This window comes from Parabacteroides sp. AF39-10AC (genome assembly GCF_003635405.1).
Classification (GTDB): Bacteria; Bacteroidota; Bacteroidia; order Bacteroidales; family Tannerellaceae; genus Parabacteroides; species Parabacteroides distasonis.
Genome location: NZ_QTLP01000018.1, coordinates 50,628 through 67,494 on the forward strand (window position 1 = coordinate 50,628; position 16,867 = coordinate 67,494).

At 48.9% G+C, this 16,867-nt stretch carries 13 protein-coding genes; 5 read left to right on the plus strand and 8 right to left on the minus strand.

Features of this window, described 5'->3' with window-relative positions:
• Positions 1-168 precede the first annotated feature (168 nt).
• Positions 169-1,893: a single-stranded-DNA-specific exonuclease RecJ gene (gene recJ, locus DW033_RS16085; RefSeq protein ID WP_044544853.1), complete on the plus strand. Its 1,725-nt coding sequence runs from the start codon at positions 169-171 to the stop codon at positions 1,891-1,893.
• Positions 1,894-1,902: 9 nt separating this feature from the next.
• Complete coding sequence (locus tag DW033_RS16090) at positions 1,903-3,819, plus strand: ATP-dependent DNA helicase RecQ (RefSeq protein ID WP_044544852.1); 1,917 nt, start codon at positions 1,903-1,905, stop codon at positions 3,817-3,819.
• Positions 3,820-3,916: 97 nt separating this feature from the next.
• On the opposite strand, the gene DW033_RS16095 is transcribed toward DW033_RS16090, so the two are convergent.
• From DW033_RS16095 to DW033_RS16105, 3 genes are all read right to left on the minus strand, one after another.
• Positions 3,917-4,828: a ThuA domain-containing protein gene (locus tag DW033_RS16095; protein ID WP_005858233.1), complete on the minus strand. Its 912-nt coding sequence runs from the start codon at positions 4,826-4,828 to the stop codon at positions 3,917-3,919.
• 40 nt (positions 4,829-4,868) lie between these two features.
• Complete coding sequence (locus DW033_RS16100) at positions 4,869-5,726, minus strand: ROK family protein (protein WP_036629002.1); 858 nt, start codon at positions 5,724-5,726, stop codon at positions 4,869-4,871.
• A 243-nt stretch (positions 5,727-5,969) separates the two neighbouring features.
• Positions 5,970-7,646, minus strand: coding sequence for a putative transporter (locus DW033_RS16105; RefSeq protein ID WP_048928404.1), 1,677 nt, complete (start codon positions 7,644-7,646; stop codon positions 5,970-5,972).
• A 108-nt stretch (positions 7,647-7,754) separates the two neighbouring features.
• Here DW033_RS16105 and DW033_RS16110 point away from each other — a divergent pair, with 108 nt between their 5' ends.
• Together DW033_RS16110 and DW033_RS16115 are read left to right on the plus strand one after the other, a co-directional pair.
• A complete protein-coding gene (locus DW033_RS16110; RefSeq protein ID WP_008779516.1) occupies positions 7,755-8,564 on the plus strand; it encodes a peptidylprolyl isomerase in 810 nt (269 codons plus the stop codon).
• A 12-nt stretch (positions 8,565-8,576) separates the two neighbouring features.
• Positions 8,577-8,966 carry a hypothetical protein gene (locus DW033_RS16115; protein WP_008774176.1) on the plus strand — a complete coding sequence of 130 codons (390 nt, stop codon included), beginning with the start codon at positions 8,577-8,579 and terminating at the stop codon, positions 8,964-8,966.
• Here the strand turns inward: DW033_RS16115 and DW033_RS16120 are convergent.
• The 4 genes from DW033_RS16120 to DW033_RS16135 are packed head-to-tail and all read right to left on the minus strand — an operon-like array spanning position 8,960 to position 14,119.
• Positions 8,960-10,081: a glycoside hydrolase family 43 protein gene (locus DW033_RS16120; protein WP_229103512.1), complete on the minus strand. Its 1,122-nt coding sequence runs from the start codon at positions 10,079-10,081 to the stop codon at positions 8,960-8,962. The genes DW033_RS16115 and DW033_RS16120 overlap by 7 nt on opposite strands.
• A gap of 17 nt (positions 10,082-10,098) precedes the next feature.
• Positions 10,099-11,703, minus strand: coding sequence for an NAD(P)/FAD-dependent oxidoreductase (locus DW033_RS16125; protein WP_008774174.1), 1,605 nt, complete (start codon positions 11,701-11,703; stop codon positions 10,099-10,101).
• 13 nt (positions 11,704-11,716) lie between these two features.
• Positions 11,717-13,087 carry a DNA repair protein RadA gene (gene radA / locus DW033_RS16130; RefSeq protein WP_036610374.1) on the minus strand — a complete coding sequence of 457 codons (1,371 nt, stop codon included), beginning with the start codon at positions 13,085-13,087 and terminating at the stop codon, positions 11,717-11,719.
• Positions 13,088-13,120: 33 nt separating this feature from the next.
• Positions 13,121-14,119: an isoaspartyl peptidase/L-asparaginase family protein gene (locus DW033_RS16135; RefSeq protein WP_008778111.1), complete on the minus strand. Its 999-nt coding sequence runs from the start codon at positions 14,117-14,119 to the stop codon at positions 13,121-13,123.
• A 133-nt stretch (positions 14,120-14,252) separates the two neighbouring features.
• Between DW033_RS16135 and DW033_RS25220 the strand changes: the two genes are divergently transcribed.
• On the plus strand, positions 14,253-14,387 hold the full coding sequence (locus tag DW033_RS25220; RefSeq protein ID WP_005858250.1) for a hypothetical protein: 135 nt from the start codon (positions 14,253-14,255) through the stop codon (positions 14,385-14,387).
• A 60-nt stretch (positions 14,388-14,447) separates the two neighbouring features.
• Here the strand turns inward: DW033_RS25220 and DW033_RS16140 are convergent, their stop codons facing one another.
• The gene (locus DW033_RS16140) at positions 14,448-16,754 is read right to left on the minus strand and encodes a GH92 family glycosyl hydrolase (protein ID WP_121961063.1); all 2,307 of its coding nucleotides are present in this window, start codon (positions 16,752-16,754) and stop codon (positions 14,448-14,450) included.
• Between the last annotated feature and the right edge of the window lie 113 nt (positions 16,755-16,867).

Sequence of the window (16,867 nt, forward strand, 5' to 3'; positions counted from 1 at the left end):
AATAACAAAAAAACTATTTTCTTTAAGCCATACCGGATATACCATATTTAATTTCTAACTTTACAGGTTGAAATATATTGCGGAAATCTCGCCTTTGTCATACGGTAGATTAAGGATGACAAGGTATCCGTAGTATCAGGCAAGCAAAAAAGAAAAAAACAATATATAATGATTAACAAATGGAACTTTCAAACCCCATCAGAAGAAGAGTTACATAAGAGAGACCAATTGGTGGCTGAATTAGGATTCAGCCCGGTGATCTGTCTCTTGCTCGTTCAACGAGGTATCACTTCGATCGAAGAGGCGAAGAAATTCTTTAAACCCAGCTTGAACGATTTGCACGACCCGTTCCTTATGCCGGATATGGATAAGGCGGTGAGGCGCTTGAACAAAGCCTTGGGGAATAAAGAAAAGATTTTGATCTACGGCGATTACGACGTGGATGGAACGACAGCGGTATCGCTCGTCTTCAAGTATTTAAGACCTTACTCGTCTACCTTGGATTTCTATATCCCAGATCGATACGACGAGGGGTACGGTATCTCTTACAAGGGTATCGATTATGCCGCCGAGAACGGCGTGTCGCTGGTTATCTCGCTGGATTGCGGTATCAAAGCGATCGAGAAGATCGAGTACGCCAAGGAGAAAGGTATCGACTTTATTATTTGCGACCACCATATGCCGGACACCACTTTGCCGGACGCTGTCGCCGTATTGGATGCCAAGCGCTCGGATTCTATCTATCCGTATGAGCATTTATCGGGTTGCGGAGTGGGATTCAAGTTCATGCAGGCGTTCGCCAAGAGTAATAATTTCCCGTTCTCGGATCTGGAGAAGTTGTTGGAACTGACGGCGGTCAGTATCGCCTCGGATATCGTCCCGATTACGGGAGAGAACCGCATCCTCGCCTATTACGGGCTGAAGCAATTGAACAGCAACCCCAGCCTCGGGCTGAAAGGGATCATCGATATCTGCGGATTGACCGGAAAGGAGATCACGATCAGTGATATCGTATTCAAGATCGGTCCCCGTATCAACGCTTCCGGCCGTATGATGAACGGGAAGGAGGCGGTGGAACTGCTACTGTCCAAGGATAGCGCCAGTGCCCGGGAGAAGAGCGAGAGCATCAACCAATATAATGAGGAACGCCGGGAATTAGACAAGAAGATCACCGACGAGGCGAACGCTGTCATCGACGAAGTAGAGAACATGGATGACCGGAAGGCGATCGTGGTGTATAACCCGGGATGGCACAAAGGCGTGATCGGTATCGTAGCGTCCCGTTTGACCGAGAAGTATTACCGTCCGGCGGTCGTTCTTACCAAATCGTCCGAGTTGATCACCGGATCGGCACGTTCCGTAACGGGTTTCGATATTTACAAGGCGATAGAGAGTTGCCGGGATTTATTGGAGAATTTCGGGGGACATACCTACGCCGCCGGGCTTTCCCTTCGGGAGGAGAACCTAGAGGCATTCACCGAGCGTTTCTTGAAGATCGCATCCGAAGAGATCATACCGGAACAGATGATCCCACAGATCGATATCGACGCTATCTTGGATTTGAAAGAGATCAACCAGAAGTTCGTGAACGACCTAAAGAAGATGAGCCCGTTCGGGCCGGACAACCAGAAGCCTGTATTCTGCTCGCTTGGCGTAAAGGACTACGGTACCAGTAAGCTCGTGGGTAAGGAACTGGAGCATCTCAAGCTGGAATTGATCGACGGAAACTCAAGCACCCCCATGCACGCCATCGCTTTCGGCATGCACAGGCACAACGACCATATCAAGAGTATGAAGCCTTTCAACATCTGCTACACGGTGGAGGAGAATACCTACAACGGCAACACCTCTATCCAGCTGATGATCAAAGACATCAAACCCGACGATATATGAGGAGGACAGGTGGACGTCTACCATAAGATATTAGAGAAGTATTGGGGATACCCTGCTTTTCGCCCCTTGCAGGAGGATATTATCCATTCCGTCTGTGCCGGAAAAGATACGCTTGGGCTGATGCCTACAGGTGGTGGTAAATCCATCACCTTTCAGGTGCCGGCCTTGGCGATGGAAGGGATTTGCATCGTCGTCACTCCCTTGATCGCCTTGATGAAAGACCAAGTGGAGAACTTACGCCGGGTCGGCATCAAGGCTACGGCTATTTATTCGGGCATGAGCCGGCAAGAGATTATCACGCAACTGGAGAATTGTATCTTCGGAGGGTATAAGTTTTTGTATGTCTCCCCGGAGCGGCTTAGTACGGATATTTTCCGGATCAAGATGGAGGCCATGCAAGTTTGTCTGCTAGTGATCGACGAGAGTCACTGTATCTCGCAATGGGGATATGATTTCCGTCCTTCTTACCTCAATATCGCTGAGATCCGGGACTTATTGCCGGGTGTTCCGGTATTGGCCTTGACCGCCACGGCTACCCCGGAAGTGGTGAATGACATACAAGAGCGTCTGCGGTTCAAGGAGAAGAACGTATTTCAAAAGAGCTTCGCCCGCAAAAATCTGGCTTATATTGTCCGGAAGACGGAAGATAAGTTAAATACACTCGTTTATATATTGGGAAAAGTTCCGGGTACGGCCATCGTATATGTCCGCAACCGGAAACGCACCAAGGAGATCGCCGTCATGCTGCAACAGGCGGGTATCTCCGCCGATTTCTTCCATGCCGGATTAAACCGTGACGAGAAAGAACTACGTCAGGCCCGTTGGAAAAGCAACGAGTGCCGGGTAATCGTATCGACCAACGCTTTTGGTATGGGTATCGATAAGCCGGACGTGCGATTGGTCGTGCATATGGATATGCCGGGATCGTTGGAGGAATATTATCAAGAGGCCGGACGCGGGGGACGTGATGAGAAGAAAGCCTTCGCCGTGGCTCTTTGTTCCTCCACGGATAGCGCCAAGCTAAAGAAACGGCTGGCGGATGAGTTTCCGGACAAGGAGTTTATCTACCGGGTCTATGAGGCGTTGGGTAATTATTACCAGATCGCCGTAGGGTACGGGCTAGATACGGTACACGATTTCTCATTGACGGATTTCTGTTCCGCTTATAAGTTCTCTTTATTGCAAGCGCATCATGCCTTGAAGATCCTTGGGCTATCGGGCTATATCGAATATACGGAGGAGGTAGACAACGCTTCCCGCCTGATGTTCACAGCTACCCGTGACGAGCTTTACAGGTATTTAAGTGAGAACAAGCGAACGGATGAGGTGATTCAGACAATCTTGCGTTCTTACACCGGGTTATTCGCAGATTATGTTTATATAGATGAGAGCGTAATCGCCACCCGTGCGAGAGTGACACCTCACGAGGTGTATGAGACCTTGGTAGGTTTATCCAGATACCGGATCGTAAACTACATCCCGCATAAGAAAACCCCGTTGATTATCTATACCCAGACCCGGGAGGAACAGCGGTACCTTTCCATACCCCGCTCGGCGTATGAGGAACGCAAGGAGCGTTTCGGGAAACGGATCGAGAAGGTGCTGGAATATATCAACGAGGAGCGGGTATGCCGTAGCCGCATGCTCCTATCCTATTTCGGCGAGGAAGATTCCGCCCCTTGTGGCTGTTGCGACGTATGCCTATCGAAGCATGAATCACAGCTTATGAATTGGGAATTCAACGCTATCCGGGAAAGTCTCATAAAGATATTGGCCGGGGAATCCCCTATCCCCGTGAAAGAACTTATTGAGAAATTACCTTTCCCTCAAGAGAAAATCCTCACGGCCATCCGCTTTCTGGCGGATCAAGATCCCCGATTCACATTAAGCGACGGCTATCTATCGCACGAGGATTCAGCAAAATAGCACGATGCCCATCGTAAGCTCCTTAGAATGCCCATTGTTAGCTTGCTAGAATGCCCATCATAAGGAGCTTACAATGGGCATTCTAATAAACCATGTATCACCGCTTATAATTACTCCGATTAGATACTTGTTTTTCCGTCGGGAAATCAGCGGGAACCTTTTGGGTTACCTTGCCGGTAGCGGCCCATTCCGCACCTCTTAACAAGGTAATCTGGAAGCCGGCGCATTGCATAGCCGGACAATTCTCTACCGTTTCCCCCGCGTGCCCTAACATCGTATGAAATATACGGGCATTCCCATAATCAACCGTAAAGATCAACGGCTCCTCACGGCCGGAACCTCCGGTCTCCTTATCCGAATAAGCCGTATACAAGCAATCCTTTATATTTCCCGGGCCACGCATACGATCATATAACTCATCCTGCGCATGTTTCCATTTATTCGGCAGCCCCTTCATGATCGGATGCTCATGGTTCCGGGCATTCAGCACATACTCATGCTGCTTGCCATGAGAGCCACCCACGCCCGCCGAGCTATCCTTTATCAACTTACCATCGCTCCAATATACATAGGGTCCCGCTTTCTCATCCCGGTTCTCCCAACCGCCCAAGGCACAAATCTTATTGTATTCCGGCCAGTTCACGAAGGCGTTATCAGCGGCATGATAGACCACGACACCTCCACCTCCTCGCACATATTCCAAGAAACGACGGTTTGTCTCCTCCGGCCAAGCATCCCCATTATAATCCAGCACCACCAGCTCGTAAGGACTGAAATCCAAGACAAAGCCGGACATATCCTTCCCTGCCTCCGGAGAGACCGCGAAATCCACGGAGAAGCGTCCCGAGTTCTCCAATATCTGTTTAAGCACCACATGGCTCACCTGCCAATTATGGTTATTCTGCCCCGTTATTAATAACGTCTTGATCGGCTTACGGGCCGACATGCCGCATACAACCAGTAAAGCGGCCAAAAGGAAAACGACCTTCCTACAAAATACATGTCTCATGGTATGAATCAGATTTAAGTAAACAATTGATTATCCGTCTTTATTTATCATAACAAAGGGAAGCGGCACCGAATAGCCCCGGATTCTCCAGCTTAGAGAAACGTATCTTCAAGTTCTTGATAGAGTTCGGATAAGCGAAATCCTTCAAGTCCTCATACATGCTCTCCTCAAACAACTCATGGGCGGCGGTCACCGAGCCTCCGAAGACGATCATCTCCGGATCTACCGTCAATACCACGATCTTGATAGCGGCGGCCACATGTACGCCCAACTGCCGGTAAGCCTCCAGCGCCTGCTCGTCCTTCCGCATCGCACGGGTGTACATCTCCTTCCCATCCACGCCCCATACGTTCATGAAATAGGAACCGCTACAGAAATATTCCAAGATCTGTCCTTGGTAGGGAATCATGCCAAATTCTCCCGAGCCACAATTAGCGTCGGCCAACAGCTTGCCATTCTGGATAATTCCACCCCCCAAGCCCGTACCCAAGGTGAGGCCCACGAAGTTATCAACCGTCTTTCCTTCGCCAAAGATACGCTCACCCAGAGCGAAGCAATTCGCGTCGTTATCCACATAAACCGGCACGGAGAAGCAAGCCTCCAAGATCTCCTTCAAATGTACCTCCTCCCAATGCGGGATATTCACCACGTTATATACGATCCCCTTCTCACGATCCACCACGCTCGGCACACCGATACCGATAGCTACCACACTCTCGTCCCACACGGAACGGATCACCTCTATCAAAGCCTCCAATGTCTCCTCGCAATCCGCGGCGTCCTTGGGAGTCGGGGCGCTCCCCTGAGCCACTAATCGATCCCCTACGATACGGCCGGCACGCATATTCGTCCCCCCTAAATCCACTCCGATATAAGCGTTTTTCTTCTCTACACTCATTCTTTCCACGATATTAATTAGATTATACTCCCACAAAGCTAACAAAAAAGGCAATGTTACGAATAACATCACCTTTTAAACTGATAAATTTAATACATCTATGCTTTTTATTTTCCCCGGCGTCAACTCCATCCAGCACGTATACCGACATCGCCTCACGCCTACGCTCGCATAGGCCAACGTCGATATACGTGTGAGGCAATGCCGATATACGTGTAAGACGGCACCATTATAACTACCGCATCAAGCGAAGAACAAGATCAATAATTGCGCCGTAAGTACCCTCAAGAACATGGTCAAGGGGTATACCGTAGCGTAACCTACGGAAGGAGCGTCGTTTCCAGCCGTAGCGTTCGAGTAAGCCAAAGCGGGCGGATCCGTCGTACTACCGGCGATCAAGCCCATTAAGGTGAAATAATTGATCTTATAGAAATAACGGCCTACACAACCGATGATCAGCAAAGGAATCGTTGTGATAATGAAACCGTAACCGATCCAAGCGAATCCACCATTGTTCACGATCGTATCCACAAAACCATCGCCGGCACTGATACCCACACAAGCGAGGAAGAGGGTGATACCGATCTCACGCAACATCAAGTTAGCGCTCTGGGTCGTATAGGTAACCAGCTTATAACGGTAACCAAAACGGCTAATCAAGATCGCCACGATCAACGGACCTCCCGCCAAACCTAACTTAACCGGTTGCGGAATGCCCGGGAACGTGATAGGAATACTCCCCAAGACAATACCGAGGGCAATGCCGATAAAGATCGTGATCAAGTTCGGCTCGTTCAAGCGTTTCAAGGAGTTACCCAATACCTTTTCTACATTCGAGACAGCCGTCTCGGTACCCACCACATTCACACGGTCGCCCACCTGCAACGTCAGAGCCGGCGTAGCTACCAAGTCCACGCCCGCACGGTTGATACGGGTGATATTGATACCATATAATTTACGCAGTTTCAACTGTCCCAGCTTCTTGCCGTTCAACTCCGGTTTCGTGATCAAGATACGGCGGTTGATAAACTGGCTCTCCATACGAATCCATTGCTTGCGCTCCATATCGATCTCCTCGCCAATGAATGTCTTTACGGACTCGGCATCTTGATCGGTCGTGATCACGAAAATCTTATCATCCTCATTCAAGATCGTACCGGCGGAAGCGATCTCGATCTGCTTGTTATCATTACGCCATACACGGGAAATCACGAAATCCAGATGATCCATCAAACCGGATAACTCCCCTACCGTCTTACCGAAAACCGCCGGGTTCTTTACGACCAGCGAGATCGGTTTCGCCTCATTCGTATGCGAGGCATCCTCCTTATTCAAATCGTCATTCTCCTTATCGAAATTCACACGGAATACGTAACGTACGAAAATGATCGAAAGAATAATACCGATCACGCCCAGCGGATAAGCCACGGCGTAACCCAAGGCGATCGTATTATCTGAAACCCCGTACATATCGGAATAAGCCTGCTGAGCCGCACCTAATCCGGGGGTATTCGTCACCGCCCCCGATAAAATACCCACCATCGTAGGCATCGGAATACCTGTCACGAAATGCAATACCAAAGCCGTAGCCACGCCAAGGAAGACAATTCCACAGGCAAGCATATTCAACGTGATTCCACCCTGCCTAAAAGACGAGAAGAAACCCGGCCCGACTTGCATACCTACCGAATAAACAAATAAGATCAATCCAAATTCCTTAAAGAAATGAATCACATTGTGGTTAACCGTAAACCCCAAATGCCCTAAAATAATACCTACAAACAACACCAAGGTAATCCCAAGCGAAATCCCAAACACCTTTATCTTTCCCAACTGAATGCCGGCGGCAATCACGAAAGATAGTAAAAGGATAGAATGCCCGATACCTTCTCCCCATAATAAGTCGTTTATCCAATCCATGCTAAAATCTTTAAAAATCTTATTACCTATTAATAAAGATGCGAAGTTAGGCATTTACTTTGTGTTTTACAACATAACACCTATATTTACCTTCCAAATTAAAATTACATGAAAAAGATATATTACATTTTATCAGCACTGTTCCTTTGCGTGGTAGCCACCTCGGCGCAAGAAGCTGGAAAAACGGTAGTTATTAAAACCAATGTAGGTACTATGAAGGCCATCCTGTACGATGATGTGCCTAATCACACCCGTACTTTTATCGAACGGGCGAAACGGGGAGATTTCAACGGGACCTTATTCACCCGTGTCCTGCCGGAGTTTATGATCCAAGGAGGAGCCCCGGATTCCAAGAATGCTCCCGCCGGTGCCAAATGCGGCTTTGGCGATCCCTCCGCCGAGATCCTGCCCGAGATCAACGAGAAATATTTCCATAAGAAAGGAGCCTTGGCCGCTCCCCGCCAACCGGACGATGTCAACCCGCAAAAGAAATCGGACATGTCGCAATTCTTTATCGTGCAGGGGAAGGTCTATAGGGAAACCGAACTGGATACGTTAGAGCGTACCGCCAACTATCCGGCCCGGCAAAAGGCCCTGAAGGAGTTTTACGCGCCGGTCCGTGCCGAGTTGAATATGATAAAGATGAGTAACAAACGGGAATACCAGAAGCGATTGAGAATGATCAACGCCCAGATAGACTCCGTTATTCAAGCAACTCCCGGGCATTTGCTATTTACGGATGAGCAACGGAAGGCTTATACCACCGTAGGCGGTTGCCATCATCTAGACGGCACCTATACGATCTTCGGGGAGCTGACGGAGGGGTTCGACGTTCTGGATCAGATCGCTACCCAGCCGAAAGACCAGAATGACCGTCCGAAGAAAGACATCCGCATCCAAAGTATAACGATCGAATAATTCACCACTCCTATGTTAAAGAGAGATTTCATCATGGTACAGATCGAGGAACTGGGCAAAGTGATCGCCCAGATCATCTTCAATCGTAATTCCAACGATGGGGCACGCAAGAACCCCGAGTTAATCCAATCCGTCTACACATCCTTAAAACTGGATAACGATTTCTTGCTGAACACGCCTATCGACGGCATCCGCACTTATCTGGACGGTGATGATTCGTGCGGCCTCCAACGCATGGAGCTGGCGGCCAAGACCTTGCTGGAAGAAAGTTTCCTTTTGCCGGAGGCGCAAGGTAAAAAACTCCGGGCAAGAGCGAAAGAGCTATTGGAATATATCCAACGCAACGACACTACGTTCTCATTGGAACGAGTGGCGTTGCTGGAAGAGATAAATAACTATTGAATTGATTGCGGATCGATGGTAGGGCCTTCCACGACTAGAAGGCCCTTCTCATCGATTCGCATTTTATCGATGAATACGACCCGCTCATCCCCTGTCTTCTGGGTACGCCCGTGATAAACGCAATACATTTGTTTTCCGTCCTTCGACCAAGTAACGCTATTATGTCCGGTACCCGTGACGATACCGCCTTTTTCCACGTTCTTCTCCAGCACCGGATTATTAGATGCCTTCTCAAACGGTCCTAACGGATGTTCGGACACGGCATATCCCACCGCATAATTTGCCCCGCCAAAATAATTAGCGGAATACATCATATAATACAAGCCGTTGTGACGTAGCATGAAAGAGCCTTCCGTCCAACGACGTCCGACCTCCCCTTTGGTAACCGAGCGACTTTCCCATTCACTTTGCGCATCATCCAATTTTACGGGTGGACGCAGCAGAAGTACGGGTTCCCCAATTACGTGCGTAAGATCCTGAGCGACCTCCACCCCGTAAATCCAGCTTTCCTCAACGGAGTCGAACATGCCTTTCTTCTTTGCCTCATCGGCGATCTCGCTTTCTACCGGATGCTTATAGCAACAACGGGAATAATAGAGATAGGTACGGCCATCCTCATCCTCGATCAAGTTTCCGTCGATTACAGGATATCCCGGATCAAACAAAGGAGCATCGGCCAATTCCTTAAATGGTCCGGTCGGCTTATCCGACACAGCTACGCCGATACGGAAATTTTCCTCCTCGTTGGTCGGATTCTTCCGCCAATCCGCGCTGAAGAACATATAGAACTTCCCGTCACGCTCGTACACTTCCGGCGCCCAGAAATTAGCGATTGCCCAAGAATCGGGCGTATTGCCCCGATAAACCTGCCCTTCCGACTTCCAATGGATCAAATCATCGGAAGAATAGGCGCAAAAACCGTCTACAGCCCCGGCACCGGTACCATACATATAATAACGTCCGTCCGAGGCCAACAATACGTATGGATCGCCAAACTGGACCGACAAAGGATTACTGTACGTTAACTCGGGCTCTTCCGCGGCAGACTTCTTTCCCGTACAACCCGCATTCAAACACATAAGAACTCCCAGACAAAGGGATATTCCTATTTTCATACCACTTTTCATTTTTCTTATTTATTGGATTCTAAATTATACACTCCTTCCGCACAACGTTCCCCGTCGATGGCGGCGGATACGATTCCTCCCGCATACCCCGCTCCCTCACCGCAAGGGAAAAGACCTTTTACCGTGACGTGTTGATAGGTATCCCGATCACGGAGGATACGAACCGGAGCGGATGTACGGGTCTCTACGCCGATCATGGTTGCCTCGTTGGTCAAGAAGCCTCTAGAGACCTTACCGAAATAACGGAAACCTTCCCGCAGGCGACTGGTCACAAATTCCGGCATCCAAAAATGCAACGGAGAGGCCAGCAGACCCGGCGTATACGACGAAACCGGTAAATCGAAAGAGTTCTTCTTCCGCATGAAATCATCCATGCGCTGGGCGGGTGCCGTTTGCTTCATGCCTCCGTTTAGCCAGCAGACCTCTTCCAGACGTTCTTGAAAGGCCATCAACGCTAATGGGGAATCCGCATCTACCTTCTCGCCATTCCGAAGATAAAGCTCCTCCTGCCCTACCAGTTCGGAATAATCTTCAGGACGGATCTCTACCACCATCCCTGAGTTAGACCAGCGGGAACCCCGGTTGGAAGGCGACATTCCATTTACCACGACCTGCTTAGGTCCGCTCGCCGCAGGAACCACGAAACCTCCCGGACACATACAGAAGGAATAGACGCCCCGGTTATTCGCTTGCGTCACAAAACTATACTCTGCCGCAGGAAGATATTTCCCACGACCTTCTTTCCGATGATACTGGATTTGGTCGATCAATTCCTGAGGATGTTCCAGACGAACACCGACCGCGATCCCTTTCGCCTCGATCTGGATCTGGCGTTCGTATAAATAGTTATAGACATCACGGGCGGAATGGCCGGTAGCTAAGATAACAGGCCCGTAAAAGCTCTTTCCCGTATTCGTCTCGATGCCGATCACCTCGTTCTCTTTCATGATAAAAGCATCCATACGGGTCTCGAAATGTACCTCACCTCCGCATCGCTTGATTTGCTCCCGGATATTCTCGATCACACGGGGGAGCTTATCCGTTCCGATATGCGGATGGGCATCCGCCAAGATAGAGGGACTGGCCCCAAACTGGCAAAAGATATTCAGTATCTTATCTACCGAGCCTCTTTTCTTGCTACGGGTATACAGCTTTCCATCAGAATAAGCGCCGGCACCGCCCTCACCGAAACTATAATTTGATTCTCCGTTCACCTTATGCTCACGACTGATCAAGGCGATATCTTTCTTGCGTTCCCGCACGTCCTTACCTCGCTCGACGATGATGGGGCGCAAACCTAACTCTATCAAGCGCAAGGCAGCGAACAGACCTCCCGGACCGGCTCCTACGACGATCACAGGTTTCCCTGCCGAGACATCTTTATACTCTATCGATTGATATTCCGGCTCGCTGGGCATCTCGTTCATGAAAACACGCAGTTTCACGTTGACAAATATCGTTCGCTGGCGTGCGTCTATCGAACGTTTCAATACACGTACGGCCCGGATATTTTTCGGAGCCTCACCCGTCTCACGGGCTACTACTTGCCTTAGCGATTGCTCATTAACAGCCTCTTCCGGCAATATCCTGAGTTGTAATTCTTTTATCATTGTTTATTATATATTAACCGAATAGTTGCCGAAAGGCTTCCTCCACTTTCTTTACCTGTACGATTTGGATCTTACTTTTCGCCGTATCGAAACCTTTTAGATTATTATGCGGAATGATAATCCGGGAGAAACCCAGCTTCTCCGCCTCCAAGATACGTTGCTCAATACGGTTGACCGGACGGATCTCTCCGGACAAGCCTACCTCTCCGGCCATACAAATACCCGGCTCGATGCTGATATCCAAGCTAGAGGAAAGGATGGAACTGATTACCGCCAAATCGATAGCCGGATCATTCACTTTCAAACCTCCGGCGATATTCAGGAAAACATCTTTCTGGATCAACTTAAAACCCGCCCTTTTCTCCAATACCGCCAATAACATATTCATTCGGCGTAAATCGAATCCGGTGGCGCTACGTTGCGGCGTACCGTAAACCGCCGAGCTGACCAAGGCTTGCGTCTCGATCAAGAAAGGACGTACCCCCTCGATAGCGGCGGCGATGGCGACACCGCTCAGTCCCTCATGATTCTGGGTTAATAATAACTCGGATGGATTGCTGACCTCACGAAGCCCGTTCTGGCGCATCTCGTAAATCCCTAGTTCCGCCGTACTGCCAAAACGGTTCTTGATGCTCCGCAGGATACGATACATATAATGCTGATCGCCCTCAAACTGCAACACCGTATCCACGATATGCTCCAATACCTTCGGACCGGCGATACTGCCTTCCTTATTGATATGGCCGATCAATAAGACCGGGACACCGCTTTCCTTGGCGTATTTCAAGATAGCGGCGCTACACTCGCGTACTTGGGAAACACTGCCGGGGGAAGATTCCACGACTTCCGTAAAGATGGTTTGTATGGAATCTATGATCATCAAGTCCGGCTGGATATTGGCCGCTTGCGTAAAAATCTGTTCCAGATGTGTCTCGCATAAGATGAAACAGTTCGGATTATCATGCGATAATCGGTCCGCCCGGAGTTTCAACTGGCGACTGCTCTCCTCGCCCGAGACATATAGGGTTTTCAAGCCTGTCAAGCCCAACACGGTTTGCAAGACCAAGGTGGATTTTCCGATTCCCGGCTCTCCCCCGATCAAGACCAAAGAGCCTTTTACCAAGCCTCCGCCGAGGACCCTGTTTAATTCATCATCTTTTAAATCGATACGGGCCTCCTCTTCCGTCGTTATATCACGCAATAACACCGGACGGATCTTATTGCCCTCCATAATACCGGGAACTGGCCGCTTCACGGCAGGCTCCTTCGTTACGATCTCCTCCACATAGGTGTTCCACTCCCCACAATTCGGGCATTTACCCAGCCATTTCGGGGAATCAGCGCCACAGTTAGAGCAGACATATACGGTTTTTGTTTTCGCCATTCTATCTTGAATTTGGCGTAAAGATACAAAAAACTACTTTTCCCCTACTACAACGATCTTCTTTCCGATACCGCAGCCCTTCTTAATTTCCGGGCTACCTTTCTCCTTATACAAGAATCCGCGGAACATACCGCCACTGTTATAAGGCATGGCGATATTTCCTAGTTTATCCACGGCGATCAAGCCGCCGTTGCCGGCGTTCGTATTCAATTCCGTATGGATGATATAATCTGCCGCTTTCTCTACGCTTTCCTTAAGGTATTTATAGCGGGCACACACATCGAACGCTACCGCATGACGGATAAAATACTCGCCATGCCCCGTACAGGAGACGGCGCAACTGTTATTATCCGCATACGTTCCCGCCCCGATCACGGGCGAATCACCGATACGCCCCCAACGTTTCTTGAACATACCGCCGGTACTGGTCCCGGCCGTTAAGTTTCCTTGCTTATCCAGAACGACACAGCCTACCGTACCGTTCTTCTTACTTTCTTGCTTTAACTTCTCGATCCACTCCATCGTCTTGGGCGTAGCGAAATACATATTGTCTTCTACCATTTCCAAGCCTTGTTCCTTGGCGAACTCCTCAGCACCGGCTCCGCTCAGCATGACATGCGGAGATTTTGTCTTTACGGCATAGGCGGCATTGATCGGATGCTTCACGTGTTTTAAGCCAGCTACAGCGCCTGCGCTTAAATCCTTGCCTTCCATGATGGAAGCGTCCAACTCAAAAGTTCCCTCCGCCGTACAGGTAGCACCAATTCCGGCGTTAAACAACGGATTTCCCTCGAAGTAATTGATTACGGCCATCACCGCTTCCGGCCCCTCGCCTCCCGCAGAAAGGACCTTATCTCCAATCATTAAAGCGGAGTCCAATGCGGCGTAATATTGAGCCGACTTAACCGGATCTTCCTCCAATCCGGCCATCGCCCCCGCACCACCATGTACCACGATTACATACTCCCGGTCTTGCGCAAAAGCAATGGATGACACCATCAAAGCCGTCAAGGCTATCATTTGTTTTAACATGCTATTATATTTAATCATTTATACAATGTTCAAAAATAGAACAAATATCTGAATTATCTTAGAGACATAGACTTATTTCCCGATTTTTATCCGTACATTTACCTCGAACGGTAATCTCTTAAATAATAACATTATGGAAGAATACATCGATTCTATCATAAGAGTGGGAAAGATATTGATCGGAAGCATAATGGTCGTGTTCGTACTCTGGTACATCGTAAAGGATATTGTCAAGGCTTATGGGAAAGATTCGCATGAACCGGATTAAAAAAAGTGCCGTGGCGATATGACCACGGCACTTCTCTTCATTATATCATAGAGAGCTATTTCATTCGTTCGTATACCATATCGGTCCCGGCTGGCTGCCCATGACGAACTCCAATGTCGCCCCGCTCATGATTTGCTCGTGGGTGATATAACTCTTATCATAAGGTTGTCCGTTCAGCTTCACGGATTGGATATAAATATTCTCCGCAGAGACCTCGGGAGCCAAAACCATAAAGGTCTTGCCATTACCTACATGCATCTTCACTTCCGGGAACAACGGGGAGCCGATCTCATATTGGCCACTGATCGGATCAACCGGGTAGAATCCCATGGCGCTAAACACAAACCAAGCGGACATCTGCCCACAGTCCTCATTACCGCAAATACCGTCCGGGGCATTCAGATACAAATCATGTAATACCTGAGCCACGTATTTCTGGGTCTTCCAAGGCTGGCCGACCTTATTATATAAGTAGATCACATGATGGCTCGGCTCATTTCCATGCGCATATTGACCAATCATGCCTGTACTAAAGATAGGCAATTCCTCATCCGATTTGGGGACATAGGTAAACATACTATCCAATTTCTCGGCGAAACGTTCCTTACTTCCTACCAATCCGATCAAACCGTCCAAATCTTGCGGCACGGACCAGAAATATTGCCAACCATTGCTCTCGCAAATATCTTCCGTATAATCATCGGGGCTGAAATTAGCGGCAAAGTTTCCTTTCTCATCACGAGGCTGCATAAAGGAAGTTGCCGGATTGTACACATTATGATAATTCTGTGAACGTTTAAAGAATTCGTCGGCGATCTCTTTCTTACCCATCTTCTCGGCCATCTTAGCGATGCAATAATCATCGTAGGCATACTCCAAGGTCTTCGATAAAGACCAGTTCTCCCATTTTTTCGGATCGCTATAAGCCGGTACGTAGCCCAACTTCTTATAATCGCCGATACCCCGATAGTCATCCCGGTTGGCTGTCGCTATACAAGCCTCCAGCGCTTTCTCGGCATTGAAATCACCGATACCTTTCAGATAAGCGTCTACGATAACGGGCACCGCATGATAACCGATCATCATATTCGTTTCCCAGCCATAAAGGTTCCATAAAGGCAAAGCCCCGTTCTGCTCATAGAACTTCAAGAAACCCTTGATCATATCATTCGCCCGTTCCGGCTCCGTATACGTAAACAACGGATGGGAGGCACGGTAGGTATCCCATAAAGAGAAAGTAGAGTAATTCGTCCATCCGTCCGCTTTATGGATTTGCTGATCCGGACCGTAATAAGAACCATCCACGTCGCTATAGATCGTCGGGGCGATCATGGAATGATACAAGGCCGTATAGAATTTCACCATATCGTCCGTATTCCGGCTCTTCACCTCAATCTTGGAAAGCTGTCGGTTCCAATTCGCGCTAGCCTGCGCTTGATAGTAATCGAAATCATCCTTCGGGGCTTCCGCACGCAAATTCTTTCCCGCTCCCTCCATGCTGACACCAGAGATTCCGGTCGTGACAAGGATTTCCTCATCCTTCTTCGTATTGAAATCGAAACGGGCCACATAGGCCGTACCGATCCAACCTTTTTCCTTGGTCACGATAGAAGTCGTATCCATATGACAAGCCACGAAAGGCTTAGAGAAACGGGTCTCGAAATAAACATGCTGCAAGGGAGACCAGCCTTGGGATAGGCGGTATCCACGAATCGTCGTAGAGTCTACCACCTCGATCTTGGAATCCAAGGTAAAGTCCCAATTCATCGCCTTCTTCAAGTTCAAGAATACCGAAGCCTCGGCCTCCGGGAAGGTATACCGCTGGATACCGCAACGCTCGGTAGCCGTAAGCTCCACGTTAATGTTATAATCCTTCAGCAATACCCGGTAATATCCTGCGGAAGCCGCCTCGTCATTATGCGAGAACGTGGAGTAAATGCCTAACGGCGCAGGGGCCTCTTTATAAGGACGGGTCACGGGCATAAAAGAGATATCGTATAAATCGCCTGCCCCCGTACCGGAAAGGTGCGTATGGCTAAAGCCGGCGATCGTCGTATCCGGATAGAAATACCCCGAGATGCGATCCCAACCCGGCAAACCGTTATCCGGGCTCAATTGTACCATACCAAAAGGAAGTTGGGCTCCCGGGTAGGTATTGCCGGTAAAATCCGTACCGATCATGGGGTTCACATACTGCGAGTAATCCGCCTCCTGTTTCTTTTCAGGCGTGCAGGCCACGAGTGCCAGCAAAGAGACCGCCAATATAGACATGTGCTTCATGTTATGCAATTCGTTTTGAGTTTGAGCAAACATACATAAATTATTTCGAAAGAGAAACAGTTTACGGGGAAAACTTTCTATTTTCATCGGGGTGAAAATCTTTTTTCATTATGATGAGAATCTTTTTTCATCAAGGAGAAAATCTTTTTTCATCAAGACGAGAATTCGGTGGAATCCTTTAACTTTGTACAAAAACTACG